The organism is Paraburkholderia sp. SSBN10T (genome assembly GCF_056619545.1).
On sequence record NZ_JBWQQI010000016.1, the window covers coordinates 51,689 to 69,180 of the forward strand.

The 17,492-nt window shown below is 60.3% G+C and carries 14 protein-coding genes; 9 read left to right on the forward strand and 5 right to left on the reverse strand.

Translation table 11 applies throughout. The features are described 5' to 3' along the window. Positions 1 to 15: 15 nt before the first annotated feature. Positions 16 to 1,524, reverse strand: a complete 1,509-nt coding sequence (gene araG / locus AC1ECK_RS23220; RefSeq protein WP_480323163.1) for an L-arabinose ABC transporter ATP-binding protein AraG — start codon at positions 1,522 to 1,524, stop codon at positions 16 to 18. A 70-nt stretch (positions 1,525 to 1,594) separates the two neighbouring features. After that, positions 1,595 to 2,599 (reverse strand): arabinose ABC transporter substrate-binding protein, encoded by a 1,005-nt coding sequence (locus AC1ECK_RS23225; RefSeq protein WP_480323165.1) that lies wholly within the window; start codon positions 2,597 to 2,599, stop codon positions 1,595 to 1,597. 244 nt (positions 2,600 to 2,843) lie between these two features. Between AC1ECK_RS23225 and AC1ECK_RS23230 the strand changes: the two genes are divergently transcribed. The 5 genes from AC1ECK_RS23230 (at position 2,844) to yjfF (ending at position 8,743) form a co-directional block, all read left to right on the forward strand. Next, positions 2,844 to 3,824 carry a LysR family transcriptional regulator gene (locus tag AC1ECK_RS23230; RefSeq protein WP_480323167.1) on the forward strand — a complete coding sequence of 327 codons (981 nt, stop codon included), beginning with the start codon at positions 2,844 to 2,846 and terminating at the stop codon, positions 3,822 to 3,824. A gap of 240 nt (positions 3,825 to 4,064) precedes the next feature. Then, complete coding sequence (locus tag AC1ECK_RS23235; protein ID WP_480323169.1) at positions 4,065 to 5,033, forward strand: ABC transporter substrate-binding protein; 969 nt, start codon at positions 4,065 to 4,067, stop codon at positions 5,031 to 5,033. Between the two features lie 61 nt (positions 5,034 to 5,094). Continuing rightward, a complete protein-coding gene (locus AC1ECK_RS23240; RefSeq protein ID WP_480323171.1) occupies positions 5,095 to 6,612 on the forward strand; it encodes a sugar ABC transporter ATP-binding protein in 1,518 nt (505 codons plus the stop codon). After that, positions 6,609 to 7,646 carry an ABC transporter permease gene (locus AC1ECK_RS23245; RefSeq protein WP_480323173.1) on the forward strand — a complete coding sequence of 346 codons (1,038 nt, stop codon included), beginning with the start codon at positions 6,609 to 6,611 and terminating at the stop codon, positions 7,644 to 7,646. Before AC1ECK_RS23240 ends, AC1ECK_RS23245 begins: the two co-directional genes overlap by 4 nt. Then, on the forward strand, positions 7,643 to 8,743 hold the full coding sequence (gene yjfF, locus AC1ECK_RS23250; RefSeq protein ID WP_480323175.1) for a galactofuranose ABC transporter, permease protein YjfF: 1,101 nt from the start codon (positions 7,643 to 7,645) through the stop codon (positions 8,741 to 8,743). Before AC1ECK_RS23245 ends, yjfF begins: the two co-directional genes overlap by 4 nt. Before the next feature lie 83 nt (positions 8,744 to 8,826). On the opposite strand, the gene AC1ECK_RS23255 is transcribed toward yjfF, so the two are convergent. Continuing rightward, complete coding sequence (locus AC1ECK_RS23255) at positions 8,827 to 9,747, reverse strand: dihydrodipicolinate synthase family protein (RefSeq protein ID WP_480323177.1); 921 nt, start codon at positions 9,745 to 9,747, stop codon at positions 8,827 to 8,829. 159 nt (positions 9,748 to 9,906) lie between these two features. Between AC1ECK_RS23255 and AC1ECK_RS23260 the strand changes: the two genes are divergently transcribed. After that, the gene (locus AC1ECK_RS23260) at positions 9,907 to 10,815 is read left to right on the forward strand and encodes a LysR family transcriptional regulator (RefSeq protein WP_480323440.1); all 909 of its coding nucleotides are present in this window, start codon (positions 9,907 to 9,909) and stop codon (positions 10,813 to 10,815) included. Between the two features lie 67 nt (positions 10,816 to 10,882). Here the strand turns inward: AC1ECK_RS23260 and AC1ECK_RS23265 are convergent, their stop codons facing one another. Then, positions 10,883 to 12,055, reverse strand: coding sequence for a porin (locus AC1ECK_RS23265; RefSeq protein ID WP_480323179.1), 1,173 nt, complete (start codon positions 12,053 to 12,055; stop codon positions 10,883 to 10,885). A gap of 605 nt (positions 12,056 to 12,660) precedes the next feature. Here AC1ECK_RS23265 and AC1ECK_RS23270 point away from each other — a divergent pair. The 3 genes from AC1ECK_RS23270 to cuyB all read left to right on the forward strand — a co-directional run bounded on the left by AC1ECK_RS23270 (position 12,661) and on the right by cuyB (position 16,588). Next, positions 12,661 to 13,569, forward strand: coding sequence for a LysR family transcriptional regulator (locus AC1ECK_RS23270; RefSeq protein ID WP_480323181.1), 909 nt, complete (start codon positions 12,661 to 12,663; stop codon positions 13,567 to 13,569). Between the two features lie 218 nt (positions 13,570 to 13,787). Further along, on the forward strand, positions 13,788 to 15,071 hold the full coding sequence (locus tag AC1ECK_RS23275) for a dicarboxylate/amino acid:cation symporter (RefSeq protein WP_480323183.1): 1,284 nt from the start codon (positions 13,788 to 13,790) through the stop codon (positions 15,069 to 15,071). After that, positions 15,068 to 16,588: a cysteate racemase gene (cuyB, locus tag AC1ECK_RS23280; RefSeq protein WP_480323185.1), complete on the forward strand. Its 1,521-nt coding sequence runs from the start codon at positions 15,068 to 15,070 to the stop codon at positions 16,586 to 16,588. Before AC1ECK_RS23275 ends, cuyB begins: the two co-directional genes overlap by 4 nt. A gap of 356 nt (positions 16,589 to 16,944) precedes the next feature. Here cuyB and AC1ECK_RS23285 read toward each other — a convergent pair whose 3' ends face one another. After that, positions 16,945 to 17,340, reverse strand: coding sequence for a hypothetical protein (locus AC1ECK_RS23285; RefSeq protein WP_480323187.1), 396 nt, complete (start codon positions 17,338 to 17,340; stop codon positions 16,945 to 16,947). Positions 17,341 to 17,492 lie beyond the last annotated feature (152 nt).

Sequence of the window (17,492 nt, forward strand, 5' to 3'; positions counted from 1 at the left end):
GCTCATTACATTCGATTAGCTTGGCAGTGCCAGCTTGATCAGTTGATCGGGCGACGCTTCGGTCTTCGGCAAATTGCCGACAATCCGCCCTTCGCGCATGACGATGATCCGGTCTGCGACGCCGATCACCTCTGCCAGGTCGCTCGATACGACAATGACGGTACGCCCCGCTTCCGCGAGTCCGTACAGCAGGCTGTAGATTTCGCTGCGCGCGCCGACGTCAATGCCGCGGGTCGGCTCGTCCATCAGAAACACATCGATCTCCTCCGCCAGCCAGCGCGACAGGATCACCTTCTGCTGGTTGCCGCCGGAGAGCGTGCCGATTGGCGTGTTGACGTCACGGGTCTTGATGGCGAGCTTCGCGATAAAACTCGTGGTGGTGGCCACTTCCTTGCGGGCGTCGAGGATATGCAGTGCGTTGTGATGGCGGCGGCAACTGATGTTCAGGTTGTCCGACACCGAGGCGATCGCGACAATGCCCTCCTGCTTGCGATCCTCGGGGCACAAGGCGACACCCGCGCGCACCGCATCGCGCGGCGACCTGAATTTGCGCGCTTCGCCCTTCAATACGATCTCGCCCGCGGCCGGCTTCACCGCGCCGTAGATCAGCTTCATCAGTTCGGAGCGCCCCGCGCCCACCAGTCCGAAGAAGCCGACAATCTCGCCCTTGCGCGCATTGAACGACGCGGGCTCCGACAAGCCCGGCCCCAACAGCCCTTTAACGTCGAGCTGCACATCGCCGATCTCGCGGGTCCGGTAACCGTACACGTCGCGAATCGAGCGCCCCACCATGCAGCTAATCAGGCGGTCGCGCTCGAGCCCATCGACTTCCTCGAACGTCTCGATGCGCCGGCCGTCGCGAAACACGGTCACGCGGTCGCATAACGCGTAGACCTCATCCATGCGGTGCGTCACATAGATGATCGCGCGGCCCTCGGCGCGCAAGGTCCGGATGATCTTGAACAGTTGCTCGGTCTCGCGCGACGAAAGCGAACTCGTCGGTTCGTCGAAGGCGATCACGCGCGCGTCGCGCATCAGCGCCTTGCCGATCTCGATCATCTGCCGCTGGCCGATCGAAAGGTGCTTCACCTGCAGGTTCGGATCGATCTTCTCGCCGAGACGGTCGAGCTCGCTGATTGCCCGGTTCAGCAGCGCTTTCTCGTTGAGCACACCGAAGCGGTTCGGCATCGCCCCTAACATCAGGTTTTCCGCCACCGTCAGTTCCGGCACCAGGTGCAGTTCCTGATAGATGATCGCGATGCCCGCTTCGATGGCCGCCTTGGTCGTCGTGAATTGCTGCGCCATGCCGCCCAGCGTCAGGCTGCCGCCGGCCGGCTGATTGACGCCCGAGAGCACTTTCAGAAGTGTCGATTTGCCCGCGCCGTTTTCGCCCATCAAGCCGTGGACTTCACCCGTACGTACGCCGAGCGACACACCGTCCAGTGCGAGCACGCCTGGAAAGCGCACGGTGATGTCGTCGAGCAGAAGATAGGGATCGGCGAGAGCCGTCGCGGTGTCCATCATGGGTAAAGCCTCGTGGCAGAAACAGGAAGCCGGGCGCGGCCAACGCAGCGCGACGCCCGGGAAAGAACGGTCAGATACCCAGTTCCTTGCGCACGTCCTGCCAGTTCGCGCGGGTCATCAGCTTGCCGGTAGTCTGGGTGTCGGCCGGCGGCACTTTGCCCGACTTGATCCAGTCGACGAGGTTCTCCGCGCTGTCCTTGCCGTGGTTAGTCGAGCTCACCGCGATCGTGCCGTAGAAGCCGGTCGGCTCCTTCTTCTGGAACTCAGCGAACGCTTCGCCTGCGCCGTTAATGCCGACGCCAATCACATCCGCCGACGGAATGTGCAACTGCTCGGTCGCCCGCACGCCACCCAGCACGGTCTCCTCGTTGAGCGCGAAGACCACCCACTTCTTGATGTTCGGATGCTGCGACAGCACGGGGGCTGAGGCGTTGAAGCCGCCTTCGTCGTCAGTGGTCTTTTGCGGCGCGTCAAAGATGTTCTCTTGCTTGAAGCCGTTCGCCAGCAGCGTCTGCGTCGCACCGTCCGTGCGCAGCTTGGCGGTCGGCAACTCGTAGTTCGTGATGCGCAGCGCCCCGACCTCTTCCGGCTTCCAGCCGCGGCGCTTCATCTCGTCCGAGATGGCCTGGCCGACCTGATTGCCGATCTTGAACGCCGACATGCCAAGGTGCGGCACGCCGGCAAGCGGCTTGCCCGACGAATCGACGAGCTGGTCGTCGACCGTCACGAACTTCATGCTGTAACGCTTGGCGCGCGCCTGAATCGCGGGCCCGAGCCGCACGTCCGGGGCGCAGATCACGAAACCTTGGGCGCCTTGGGCGCCAAGGTTGTCGATTGCCTCGAGCACCTTTTCGCCGTCCGGTGTGCCGATATTGACGACGGAGAAACCGTCCTTTTGACCCAGCGCCGTCGCCGCCTTCTGTTCATTGATGAACCAGGCCTGTTCCGGCATTTTCACGAGAAAGCCGATCTTGACCGGCTCGTCGGCGTGGGCGGACAGGTGTGTCACAAACGGAGCCGCCATTGCGGCGGCGGCGATTGCGGACAAGGTCAGGCGGCGAAGCTTACGGTTCATGGTTGTCTCCTAAGGTGATGGCTGCTTTCAAACCCGGGCTCGCTGGCCCGTTCGTTCCTGCTGCGACGCTTGAGATGCACCGGTTCCAGCTCTCCAAATAGCGGGACGGCGGCGCAACGGTCGCGTTGCGAGTGGACGAAGCTTAAAGCACCGCTTCGATAACTTTCCAATCCTATTTTTCGCCTTGGCAATACCAGATTCGGTATGACATGATTGGGCATCCGAAGAATGGAGACACGACACAATGGCGCAGGCTTATTCGAACTGGTTCGTGCGGGCGCGCCTGAAAACGCGCCAGTTGCTGCTGCTCGCGGCCATGGAGGAAGAAGGCAACGTGCGCCGCGCGGCAGATCTGCTGGGCATGACTCAGCCCGCCGCCTCGCGCTTGCTGAAGGAACTGGAGGACGTGCTGGAGGTGCGGCTCTTCGACCGCACGCCGCACGGCATGCGCGCGACGCTCTATGGCGAAGTGATGATCCGCCACGCCCGCATGGTGCTGTCGAACCTGAGCCAGGCCCACGACGAAATCTCGGCGCTGCGCTCGGGACTGGTCGGGCAAGTGCAGATCGGCTCGATCGCCACGGCCGCGGCGACGATGGTTCCCGTGGCGATCTCGCGGGTCAAGGAGCGCCATCCGCATTTGCAAATCTGGCTGCAGGTGGAAACATCAGACGTGATGCTGCCGCTCGTCGCACAGGGCAAACTCGACATCATGATTGGCCGCGTGCTCGAACGCCAAGGCCAGTTCACCGAAGCCGTGCGTTACGAGCAACTGGCCGACGAGCCGCTATGCATCGTCGCGCGCCCGGGTCATCCCATGGAAAGCGCGAGCGGCCTGACGCTGCCGGAACTCGTGAATGCGAGCTGGGTGTTGCATCCGCCCGGCAGCGTGCTGAGGCATCGGTTCGATCTGATGTTTTCGCAGATCGGGCTCAATCCGCCGCAAAACGTCATCAACACCAACAATTTCCTGGCCATTTCGAGCCTGCTTCTGCAGAGCGACATGCTTGCTGTCGTGCCCGAAGAAGTCGCCCGCCAGTACGAGGTGTTCGGGGTATTGAGGCGGCTCGCGATCGAACTGCCGTACCGGATGGATGCGTTCGGCATCATCACGCGGCAAACCCAATTGCTGTCGCCGGCGGCCACCATCATGCTCGAAACGCTCCGGGACGTAGCCGCGGAAATCTATGGCGCATCGGTCGAGGTGAACGCCGGCGCCGCCTGAGCGCGATCCGGGCGCAGCCATTCCAGCGCCTGCGGTTCACGTAGGGCGGGTATTTACTTATCGCACTTCTACCTATATCAGCTCCGGTATCGCACCGACCAAATAACTGATTGGACCGTCATCGGGTCAGGCGCTAATCTCCATTGCAGCAAGCGCCGAACCTCCCTAGTAAAAGCAAAATCGGTATCCATAGCGGCGCGGCTCAATACAACACTCACTACAAACGAGACGGAGACAGTTATGAGCCCTTCAAGACGTACCGCCTTGGGCGCAATTCTCAGTTCCGCGCTGCTTCTGGCAGTCGGCGCAACTGCCCACGCGGAAGACAAGCAAATCACCCTTGGCTTTGCCCAGGTCGGCGCGGAAAGCGCCTGGCGCACCGCCAATACCATTTCAGTGAAAAGCGCAGCAAAGGACGCGGGCATCAATCTGAAGTTCTCCGATGCGCAACAGAAGCAGGAAAACCAGATCCGCGCGATCCGCTCATATATTGCGCAAAAGGTCGACGTGATTGCCTTTTCGCCGGTGGTTGAATCCGGCTGGGAACCGGTGCTCAACGAAGCGAAGGCCGCCAAGATTCCGGTGATTCTCACAGACCGCAATATCGATGTGCAGGACAAGTCGCTTTACGTGACCATGATCGGTTCGGACTTCCTCGAGGAAGGTCGGCGTGCCGGCCGGTGGCTCGAAGATCACTATAAGAACGACCCGGGTCCGATCAACATTGCCGAATTGCAGGGTACGGTTGGCTCCGCGCCGGCCAACGACCGGCACTCAGGTCTGATGGAAGTCATCAAGAACGATCCGAAGTTCAAGATCATCGCATCGCAAAGCGGTGATTTCACACTGGCGGGCGGCAAGCAGGTGATGGAGGCGTTCGTCAAGACCTACGGCAAGCAGATCAACGTGGTGTACGCGCATAACGACGACATGGCGCTCGGCGCAATCCAGGCCATGGAGGAAGCGGGCATCCAGCCAGGCAAGGACGTCAGCGTGGTGTCCTTCGACGCCACCAAGGGCGGCTTCGAAGCGATGGTAGCCGGCAAGATCAACGTCGACGTGGAATGCAGTCCACTGCTTGGCCCGCAGTTGATGGCGGCCGTCAAGGACGTGGTGGCGGGCAAGCAGCTACCCAAGCGTATCGTCACGAATGAGACCGTGTTCCCGATGAGCGTCGCCGCGCAGATTCTGCCTCAGCGCAAGTACTGATTGCGGGCGGGTCCGCCGCGCAATGCGGCGGACCTCCATTCCTATTCTTTGGGCCGCGCGCATGACTGCCTCCCCAATACTCGAAACCATTGGTCTCAGCAAAACCTTCCCGGGGGTAAAAGCGCTTCAGAAGGTGGATTTCCGGCTCTTTCCCGGTGAGGTCCACACGCTGATGGGGCAGAACGGCGCCGGCAAATCCACGCTCATCAATGTGCTGACCGGCGTGCATACGCATGATGCGGGTGAGATTCGCCTCGGCGGCACGCCCGTGGACTTCTCGACGCCGCTCGAAGCCGAAGCCGCCGGCATTCGCACGCTGTATCAGGAAGTGAATCTCTGCAGCAACCTCTCGGTCGCGGAAAATGTGTTCGCCGGCCGTCAGCCGAAGCGCCGCGGCGCGATCGACTGGAAGTCGATCCATACGCGCGCCGAAGCCGCGCTCGCAGAACTCAACGTTTCTCTCGACGTCACCCGTTCGCTCGACACCTATCCGATTGCGGTGCAACAGATGGTGGCGATTGCACGGGCGTTGTCGGTGGATGCACGGGTGCTGATCCTCGACGAACCCACCTCGAGCCTCGACGACAGTGAGGTCGCGCGTCTCTTTGACGTGCTGCGCAAGCTCAAGCAATCCGGCATGGCGATTCTGTTCGTCACGCACTTTCTTGAGCAGACCTATGCGATTTCCGACCGGATCACCGTGATGCGCAACGGCGAGCGCGAGGGCGAATATCTGGCCCGCGACTTGCCGGTAGAGCTGCTGGTCTCGAAGATGGTCGGCCACGACCGCATGACCGAGCGCATGAAGCACAACGCGACCGATTCGCCCGCGGAACAAGCGGCCGTCGCGCCGTTTGTCTCGATGCATGAAGTCGGCCGGCGTGGACTCATGAACCCGGTGGATATCGACGTGCAGCCGGGGCAGATTCTCGGCCTTGCCGGACTGCTCGGCTCGGGCCGCACGGAGACGGCGCGGCTCCTGTTCGGCGCCGAGCGGGCCGACACCGGCACGATGACGATCGGCAGCAAGCCGGTCAAGCTGCGTTCGCCGCGCGATGCGGTGCGCCGCGGCGTCGGCTATTGTCCCGAGGACCGCAAGAAGGAAGGCATCGTCGCCGACCTCTCGATCCGCGAAAACATCATTCTGGCGTTGCAGGCCCGGCGCGGCTGGTGGCGCCCGATCGGACGCGCGAGGCAACGCCAGATCGCCGACGACTACATCGAGCGCCTCGGCGTCAAGGCGCGCGACGCCGAGCAACCCATCGGCCTGCTCTCCGGCGGCAATCAGCAGAAGGCGCTGCTCGCACGATGGCTGGTGACGGAACCCAAAATGCTGATCCTCGACGAACCGACGCGCGGCATCGACGTCGCCGCCAAGTTCGAGATCATGGACCGGGTGCTGGCGCTGTGTGCCAAGGGACTGGGCATTCTGTTCATTTCGTCGGAGGTGAGCGAGGTGGTTCGGGTCAGCCATCGCATCGCCGTGCTGCGCGACCGCCGCAAGGTCGCGGAGATCGCGGGCCATACGGCAACCGAGGACCAGGTTTATCGCCTGATTGCGGGAGGAGACAATCCATGAGGCGCTTCAAGGACCTGCTGCAACATCCACTTGTCTGGCCGGCCCTCACGCTCGTGCTGCTGTGCGCACTGGACCTCGTGCGCAATCCGCACTTCCTTGCCGTCACGATGCTCGACGGGCACCTGTTCGGCGCGCCGATCGACATCCTCAACCGTGCCGCGCCGCTGGTGCTGGTATCGCTCGGCATGACGCTCGTGATCGCGACGCGCGGCATCGACATTTCGGTTGGCGCGGTGGTCGCGATTGCGGGCGCCACGGCCGCGAGTCTGCTCGTCGATAACCCCGCGCAGGTCGGCAGCGCCCTTCTCGCAGCACTTGGCGTCGGCCTGCTGGCGGGGATGTGGAACGGCCTGCTGGTGGCCTTCGTCGGCATGCAGCCGATCATTGCGACGCTGATCCTGATGGTAGCGGGACGCGGCGTCGCCCAGTTGCTGACCGGCGGCCAGATCATCCCGATCGATGCGCCTGGATATCTTGCTGTCGGAGGCGGCTATCTTGCGGGCGTGCCGTGCTCGGTGTGGCTCGCGCTGGTGGCGATCGTGGCGACCGCGCTGCTGGTGAACCGCACGGCGCTCGGGCTGTTCATCCGCGCTATCGGCATCAATCCCGTGGCGACCAGGCTGGTCGGTTTGCGCTCCGCAGCCATCGTCTTTAGCGTCTACGCGTTTTCGGGCCTGACGGCCGCATTTGCCGGCATTCTCATCAGCTCGAATGTGCGCAGTGCGGATGGCAATAACGCTGGCCTGCTGCTCGAACTCGATGCCATCCTCGCGGTCACGCTCGGCGGCACCTCGCTGCTAGGCGGACGTTTCAGCCTGGCAGGCACCGTACTCGGCGCACTTATCATCCAGACGCTGACGTACACCACGTACACGATCGGGGTGCCACCCGAGGCGACGCTCGTCGTCAAGGCAGCGGTGGTGCTCGCCGTGAGCGTGATCCAGTCGGCCACCGCACGGGCCGTACTGGCGAGGTTCGCGCGGCGCATGTTGCGCGGCCCGCTGGTCAAGTCCCTCAGTGAGGCTAGCCGATGAAACAGCAACTCCAACGTCTGCTCGACCCGCGCACCCTGCCGATTGTCGTCACCATCGTCCTGTTCGTGGCGCTGTTCGGATTCGGTTCGGTCATGTACACCGGCTTTTTCTCGCTGCAGGTGCTGCTCGGACTTATCGTCGACAACGCGTTTCTGCTGATCGTGGCCATCGGCATGACGTTTGTGATCGTGTCGGGTGGCATCGACCTTTCGGTGGGTTCGGTGGTTGCACTTACAACGATCCTTGCCGCCGTATTCACCGAACACTTCCATTGGCCGGTCTGGGTGACCGTGCCGCTGATCCTGTTGCTAGGCGCACTGTACGGTGCGGCGATGGGCGCCCTGATTCACTTCTTCCGCCTGCAGGCGTTCATCGTGACGCTCGCCGGGATGTTCCTCGCGCGTGGCGTGTGCTTTCTGATCACGACGCAATCGATCACGATCAACGATCCGGTCTTTCACGCCATCTCGGGGTTTCACGTGCAGATTGGCAGCGCTTCGTTGACATCCGGTGCACTGATTGCGATTGCGACACTCCTAGTGGCCATCTTCGTCGCGCATTTCACGCGCTTTGGACGCAACGTCTATGCGATCGGCGGCAATGAGCGCTCCGCATTGTTGATGGGCTTGCCGGTGGCAAGCACCAAGGTCGGCGTGTATGCGCTAAGCGGCTTTTGCTCCGCGCTCGGAGGTTTGGTGTTTACCTTGTATGTGCTGTCGGGCTACGGTTTGCAGGGACAGGGCATGGAACTCGACGCGATTGCCGCGACGGTGATCGGCGGCACCTTGCTCACGGGTGGTGTCGGTTATGTGATCGGCTCGGCTTTCGGCGTGGGGATTCTCGGGACCATCCAGACGCTCATCACCTTCGACGGGACACTCAGCTCGTGGTGGACCCGCATCGTGATCGGCGCGCTGCTGTGTGCGTTCTGCCTGCTGCAGCGGCTCATCGAACGGCATGCTGCGCGACGCAAGTCGGGCGGGACCGGCGCGCATGCGATCCCGGTCTCCAAGGGAAGGAGTGCCGAGACCGCACCGGCTGGCCGCGTCGAGCAGGGGCCGATGCCGATCAATTGCCGTGGCCGGCAGGCGCTTTAGCAAAGCGCACGCGGTTGTGCATGCGTGCCGATATCGGCACGCATGCACGTCTGAACCCTTGCAACGGAGACGGTGAACGGCGCTTACTTACCCCAGCGCAGCACGAGCGGGTCGAGCCGGCGCGCTGTCTTCAGCAAACCCGCGCGCATGGAAGGATGCATGGGAGCAAACGGATGGCGCGTGGCGTCGGAGCGGATCACGCCGCCCTCCTTCATCAGCGCCTTGCACGCGGCCGGGCCGCACTGACGGTTCTCGTAGTTGATAAGCGGCAACCACTGTTGATAAAGCTCGGCCGCTTGCTCAGTGTCACCGGCAAAATACGCATCGACGATCTTGCGGATGCCGTCGGGATAGCCGCCGCCCGTCATCGCACCGGTTGCGCCCGCGTCGAGATCGGGCAGCAGTGTGATCGCTTCCTCGCCGTCCCACGGGCCGACAATCTTGTCGCCACCCAGCTCGATCAGTTCGCGCAGTTTCGAAGCGGCCTGCGGGGTCTCGATCTTGAAGTACGAGACGTTGGCGACTTCCTTCGCCAGCCTGGCGAGAAACGACGTTGACAGCGGCGTGCCGGCAACCGGTGCGTCCTGAATCATGATCGGAATGTCGATGGCGTCCGACACTCGGCTATAGAACTCCTGGATGCCGCGTTCGCCGACGCGAATCGTCGCGCCGTGATACGGCGGCATGATCATCACCATCGCGGCGCCCGCGTCCTGTGCGGCACGGCTGCGCTCGGCGCAGATGTGCGTGCTGAAATGCGTCGTGGTGACGATGACCGGTACGCGGCCTGCAACGTGCTCCAGCACCGTTTTCTGCAAGGTGCTGCGCTCTTCGTCGGTGAGCGCGAACTGCTCGGAGAAGTTCGCCAGAATGCAGATGCCGTTCGAACCGGCGTCGATCATGAAGTCGATGGCGCGCTTCTGTCCTTCGTAGTCGATACGGCCGGCGTCGTCGAAAACGGTTGGTGCGACTGGGAACACGCCGCGGTAGGTCTGCTGGCTCATTGAGATCGTCTCCAATAGTCGTGTCGAATAATCAGTCGACTATACGACCGCCCAAGCCGGACTGTATAGTGAAACCTTTCCATCAACCGATCGCTTTTGCGACTCACCCGGAAAGGTCTTTCCACCGTGTCCGCCACGAAGAACACGCTCGATGTGCTGATGTCGCGCCTCCGCATGAAGCAATTGCAGTTGCTGATCGCGCTCGATGATCACAAATCGCTGCACAAGGCCTCCAGCGCGATGGCGATGACGCAGTCGGCCGCCAGCAAAGCGCTCGCCGAGCTTGAGGACATGCTGGAAGCGCCGTTGTTCGAACGCTCGAAGAAGGGGCTGATCGCGAACCAGTTTGGCCATTGCGTGATCCGCTACGCGCGGGTTCTTGCGACCGATCTCGCTTCGCTCTGCCAGGAAGTAGCGGAGATACGTTCGGGCACGGGCGGCCGGCTCGCGATCGGCGCGATCATGGGAGCGGTACCGGATGTCGTCGCACCGATCGTCAGTAGACTGCATGACAGCCATCCGGGACTGTCGATCGAGATAGTCGAAGACACCAGCGCGCGCATGCTCACGCTGCTCGACGATGGTCAGCTCGATCTCGTGATCGGCCGCGCGAGTGTGTCGGTCCAGCCTTCAAAGTACCAGTATCAGGCGCTCGACGACGAGCCGCTGTCCGTTGTGGTTGCTTACGATCATCCACCGATGGCGGCCGCCGTGACTTTGGCGGATCTCGCGGATCACAAATGGGTCACCTATCCGAGCCTGATGCCGATGAACGCGCTGCTCGCGCGGGAAATGGACCTCGTTGGCCTGCCTATGCCCGCCAACCAGATTTCGACGGCATCCACATTCGTAACCGTCGCGCTGCTACGGCAGAGTGCCGATCTGGTTTCGATCTTGCCTGCCAGCGTCGCGAAGTTGTTCGAGACGCATAAGATGCTGCGCATTCTGCCGGTGAAACTCGAGTCGAAGTCGCAGACCTTCGGCATCGTGACGCGCAATGGCGGGGTGTTGTCGCCCGCAGCCAGGCAGTTTGTGCAGTTGCTTCGGGATGCGAAAAAACGGCGCTAGGTGCACGAACAAAAGCCCGCCTAAGCGACTTAGGCGGGCTTTCTTTGTGGCAAGGTCCTTGTGTGGCTTAGAACTTGTGGCGGATACCTACCATGCCCATCGCTTGCTTGTTGGTAGAGGCGTCGTTGCCGAAGTCGCCCATCGATGCGACAGCGGCCACCACATCACCGGTCGTTGCGTCAATCGTATTGCCCGATGCCTTCTGATAACCGGCCAGCAAGTAGATGTCCGTGTGCTTCGACAGGAAGTAGTCCGCGCCGAAGCTGACCTGGTTATAGGCGACCGTGACGTTGTTACCGCTACCCTTCGTATAGTCGTAGCCCACGCCGACAACCATCGCCGGGGTGACCTGGTAGTTCACGTAAGCCTGACCCGTGTTGAATTTCGTGTTGTTCTGGTTGCCGAACGCGGTCGCGTAGTTGTTGTACTGCACGTTGCTATACGACACGCCGAACGTGAAATTGCGGAACACGTAATCGCCTGCCGCGCGGATGATCTGCATCGAGTTCGCGGACACGAAGCCGCCGCTGATGGCTTGCGAATCAATCGCGAAGCTGCTCGCATCCGGGTTCAGGCCGTCGAACGTCGCGGCGGTGCCGTGGTCGCTATTGGCGTGGAAGTAACCCGCGCCAAAACCGAACGGACCGTGGTTATACGCCACTGCGGCGGCATAGGTCTGGCCGCTTGCCGCGCTGCCGGGCACGCCGCCGAACGCGTACATGGCCGATGCCTGCAAGCCCGCGTAGTTCGGCGTGGTGTACTTGATCGAGTTGTTGGTGCGATAGCTATTGTCGTAGTTATCGATGTCGCCCGGCGTCGCGAAGGTCGGACCGAACGTGTCGTCGTTCGTCAGCGGCTGGATCAGGTCGATCAGTGGATCGTACTGACGGCCCAAGCTGACCGTACCGACGCTGTCACCGGTCAAGCCGACCATTGCAGTGCGGCCGAACATACGTTGACCTTGGCCGAGACGGCCGTTGTCGATGTTGAAGCCGCTTTCCAACTTGAAGATGGCTGCCAGGCCGCCGCCCAGATCTTCCGTGCCCTTCAAACCCCAGAGGTTCGGCGACAGATTGCCGGCGGACATCTGGAACGTACCGCCGGAGTGGTTGGTGCCTTGCTGGTTGCTGAAGTACGCAACGCTGGTGTCCACCGCGCCATACAGCGTGACGCTGCTTTGTGCGTGAGCAACCGAGGTCATGGCTGCGAGAGACGCTACGGCGAGGATTGTTTTTTTCATGGGAATTTGTCCGGTTGGAGATAGGGGTTTCGATTGGCTATCGTGTGGGTGAGGTCAGTCGCAAACCGTTTGGCTTAATGGGTTTTGAGCCTGTTTTTTTCAGAGCGGACGTGTAGCAGGAGTGACCATTGCTTATTGCGCCAGGACTGATTGGCTACTGCGGCGCAAATATATCTGATGGTTTGATGGTGAAAAATTGATTGATATTGAAATTCTATTTTTCAGGAAATTGAAATGGTGGATAGCTATATCTAGAAAGGCTTCCAGGCAATCCGGCACACCCATGATAATTGTTTTTTTGGCGTGTGTTGGTTGATCGCCACATGCGAAACCATATGATGAATGGACGTTGGGCGGCGAATTCGTTTCGCGTCTTCAATACTAACTGTGTCAATTCCCCATTGAAGTGATGTATTGCATCTGGTTAATGGTGAAGCGTTGGGAAACGCGAGCCATGGGCTACCTATCCGACGAACCACAAAGACGGCTCTACGCGCCACGGCGCCATACCTACGCTGCGGTTGGCGATAAAAAATGGCGACGCTAGAATCAATCGCCTTGGCGCCAGCCAAGCCGGCCGGATAACACTCTGTCCAGGAGCTAACGTGGAAATCAAGTGGATCGAGGATTTCATCGCGCTTGCGCAGCACCAGAGCTTCTCGCGCGCTGCCGAACTGCGCAACGTCACGCAGTCCGGGCTAAGCCGGCGCATTCAGGCGCTCGAACAGTGGGTTGGAGCCGAATTGATCGACCGCAGTACCTACCCGCCGACGCTCACGCCGGCGGGCCGACTCTTTCTGGAAGCCGCTGAGGACATTGTCGGCAAGTTATTCGACACTCGCGCAATCATTCGCAGCGAGCAGCGCATGCCGGGGACAGGACTGCAGATCGCCGCCGGTCACGCACTCTCAGTTGGATTTGTTCCCGACTGGCTGCAATCGCTACAAAGCCGCTTTAACGGGCTGCGAGTGCGCATCGTACCGACCAATGTACACGACTCGATTCTGATGCTGGTCAACGGTAACTGCGAACTGATGCTCGCGTACGAGCACCCAGAGCTGCCCCTGCATCTGGACGCCACGCGCTATCCTCACCTCACCGTCGGGCGCGACGTATTCCTGCCGATCTGCACTCCGAACCAGCGCTCTACGCCATCGTTCAGACTTCCCGGGACACCGGGTCGCCCGCTGCCGCTGATCGGGTATAGCGCAACCACCTACTTTGCCCGCTGCCTGCATCTGCTGCTGCATCGCGCGAGCAAGAATCCCGCTTTGGTTCCGCATTTCGAGTCCGACATGGCCGACGTGCTCAAGAAGCTCGCGCTCAATGGCGAAGGCATTGCCTGGCTGCCAAAAAGCCTGATCGAGGCGGAACTGGAGAACGGCACGCTAGTGGTCGCCGGCGACCGGACCTGGCAACTCGACCTACAACTGCGGTTGTATCGCGACCGAAACAACGACATGCCGCTGCTCAAGCAGCTCTGGACGTATCTGGAGTCCCGCGCGGAGGCCTGACCCACAGTGAATGCCCCTTCCTCCGGGACCTATGCGGCTACCGCATAGTGCAATGTCAAAGCCGCATTACGTTCATTTCTTTCGTCTCTAGTATCCGTCCAAGTCTTCTCCGTACGCTGGTCCACGCAAGCGGAAAGGCGATGCACCCGCGCGTCCTCCACTCCAAGAAGACGCGCCCGGAAGAACGCCCGTACTAGTCGACCAGGAAAAGGACAGACATGAAAAATCGCCTCACGCTCTATATTGCCGTCGGCATGGTACTCGGCGTCGCAGCCGGTTACGCATGTCACGCGAGCGCCCCCGACGCATCCTCAGCGAAAGCCGTGGCCGGCTATTTCTCGATCATCACCGACATCTTTCTGCGGCTCATCAAGATGATCATTGCGCCACTGGTATTCGCCACGCTCGTGTCAGGCCTGGCGAGTATGGACAGCGGCCAAGACGTTGGACGTATTGGGCTGCGCACGGTGGGTTGGTTTATCTGCGCGTCGCTTGTATCGCTCGCCTTGGGTCTTGTGCTCGCCAACGTCCTGCAGCCAGGCTCAGGATTGCATATGGTCGCGAGCGGCAGCGATGTGAACACCGGACTCAATACGGCAGGGCTGAACTTCAAGGACATCGTCACGCACGCGTTTCCGATCAGCCTGCTCGATGCGATGACGCGCAACGACATCTTGCAGATTCTCGTCTTCTCCCTGTTCTTCGGGCTGGGGCTTGGAGCGCTAAAGCACGATGCCCGCGTCAAGGTGGTTGTGCAAGCGATCGACGGCATGGTGCCTGTGATGCTGCGGCTGACCGACTACGTGATGCGCGCCGCACCGTTCGGCGTGTTCGGTGCGATTGCATCGGCGGTGACGTTACGCGGTTTGGACGTGTTGCTGACTTACGGCAAGTTGATTGGTTCGTTCTACCTGGGTCTGGTGTTGCTATGGGCGGCGCTGATCGGCGTCGGTTACCTGTTTCTCGGCAGACAGGTTGGCACCCTGCTTAAGGCGGTGCGCGAACCGGCCATGCTCGCATTTTCGACCGCCAGCAGTGAAGCTGCCTATCCGCGTCTGACCGAGCAACTCGAGAAATTCGGCGTCGACAAGAAGGTCGTTGGCTTTACGCTGCCGCTCGGCTACGTTTTCAACCTGGATGGCTCGATGATGTATCAGTCGTTTGCGGCAATATTCATCGCCCAGGCCTTCGGTATCGACATGCCGCTGTCGCAACAGATTTTCATGCTATTGGTGCTGATGCTGAGCAGCAAGGGCATGGCCAGCGTGCCGCGCGGTTCTGTCGTAGTGGTGGCCGCCGTGGCGCCGTTGTTTCACTTGCCCGTCGAAGGCGTGGTGATGGTGCTCGCCATCGACCAGATTCTCTACATGGGACGAACGATGACGAACGTGATCGGCAATAGCGTGGCAACTGCGGTGATCGCGAAATGGGAAACGCGCCGTAACAACGTCAGCGCTGCTGCTGCCACGCAGTTCGAGCAACTTCAGAGCGAAGTGCAATGACAGCACGGAATTTGCCAGGCAAGCGAGTGTTTGGCGTGATCGGCGGGCTGGGACCGCTCGCTAGCGCAGATGTGTTGTTCAAACTGATTCAAGCAAGTCCGGGGCGGGGCGCTTCAGAGCACTTCGACATCGTGTTTGAGCAACATCCGTTTCGCAACGCAAGCGCAGCGCGCGCCGCGACGACTGAGCGCAAGCTCTATATCTTCGACATGATTCGCGATTTCGAAACGAGAGGCGTCACGACGGTTGTGTTGCCATGTTTCTTGAGCCATACATTCATCGGAGAATTGCAGGAGAACGTGTCGGTGCGGATCGTCGACATGGTCGAGGCGCTACGTGAGCATGTGGTTCGTAGTTTTCCTCAGGTACGGCGTGTCGGTGTGCTGACCTCGGATTACATTCGCGACGAGCGTCTGTTCGAGCGATATTTCAGCACACCGGCGTTCGAAGTGTTGCATCCGCAGCGGGGGGCCTTGGGCGACGTCGATCCTGTCACAGCGGCCGTCTATGGAGAAGGTGGTATCAAAAGCGGTGGGTGCAACGGCAAGCCTTTGGAACTGTTGCGCGACGCTTGTCTGGATCTGATCGAGCAGGGTGCGGAACTGATCATCCCTGGGATGACGGAGATCGGTCTCGTGGCAGATCAGATCGGGCCGCTCTGCGTGCCAATCGTCGATTCGAATCTTGTGTACGCTCAATACGCAGCAGCGAGTCAATACGATAGCCGCGACCGCACGTTCAAGGTTGGCGTTGTGGGTGGTGTCGGCCCCGCCGCGACTGTGGATTTCATGCAGAAGGTGGTACGCAGCACACCGGCTACGCGCGACCAGGAGCACATCAAATTACTGGTCGAACAGAATCCCCAGATTCCGGATCGCACGGAGAATCTACTGGGCGATGGTCCGGACCCGACGGTGTCGCTGTATGCAACGTGCAAGAAGCTGGAAGCGGGCGACGTGGACATTATCGCGATTCCCTGCAATACCGCGCATGCGTTCGTGGAGCGGATTCAACCGTATTTGAATGTGCCGATCGTCAATATGCTGACCGTGAGTGTCGAATACCTGCGGACCGCGTTTCCCGAATTGAGTGAAGTTGGATTGTTGGCGACGACAGGCACGATCACCAGCGGGGTCTATCAGAAAGCGCTGGAAGCGCTCGGATTGAAACAGGTCGTGCCGAGTGATGTGCTACAGAAGCGTGTGATGAATGCGATTTATGGGGAACGCGGAGTGAAGGCTGGGTTCTCGGCAGGTGAATGTGTCGACGATGTTATGGTGGCTGTGGATGAATTGAGCGAACGTGGTGTTGAAGTGATTCTTCTTGGGTGTACGGAGTTGCCGTTGCTGCTGCCTGAGGGGCGGATGTATTCAGGCGACGGTCGCGTGGTGAATCTTGTCGATCCGACTGACATTCTCGCCAGGCGTTGTGTGGCGTATGCGCTTGGGGAAGCGGGTTTGCGAGCTGAGTTGCGCGAACCGAAAGGCTTCTGTCAGGAACGCAGTCGAGTGGCCTAGGGGTCGCTTATCAGGCGCGACATTCTTACCGCAGAGAACAGCATCATCCTTGAAAAGCAAACGGCGATTTCAGAGCACAAAGGCAAGCAAACCGATGGGTGGGGTGAAAGCGACGTCGACGAACTGCTGGCCGCGATGGAGTGGGCCTATGAAAACCGGGCGGCAGCGCGGAAGTTAGGACAGCAGGCGAGCGAATGGATTTCCCAAAACGGGCGAACGTGGTCGACTCATGCGAAACAGTTGCTGGAATGGGTGAGGGAAATTGCAGAGTGATGGGCGTTTACATGTCGACGACGTCCGGGGTGTCCAACATGTCCGCGGGAAATTGAACATATATCCCACACCGACCATTACGCTTACGGCCCATCATTCTCTTGAACCACTACCACATCAAAAACGATAGCCGCGAGCAGGGACGTTATGAATTGCTCAGCTTTCGCTTCGGTTGCATCCGGATAAGCCTTGATATTGATGCGGACATGCAGTAGCCACGCATGATCTTGGAACGTTGGAAAGAAAAACTCACCTCTGGTGTCTTTATTTGGGTAAATATCGAACCAAGTGCCAGCGTCCTTGTTCAAGTTCCAATAGAAATGCTTGACAACAAATGGCGCGTAGCGTCCTAGGAGTCCCGGCTGCTTAGCTTTCGAGGTTGTCCGATGCAAAGTTTCCAAGTAGGCATTTACGCGCCCGATGAGAACTTTTTCATCCTTGGACGAGCAACGTAGCGCGTAGTAGGTAATTGGCTTCATTCAGGAAAATAACTGTTAAAGTGAGATTCATATTGCACTATAGCCTCACCGAGAGCCACGGCAACGACGTTCAGAGCTAGGTCCGTGTGTGGACAAGGGCTACCAGTATATGTATAGCGAGAGTTTTTGGGGCCAAAGATAAGCGGCATTTT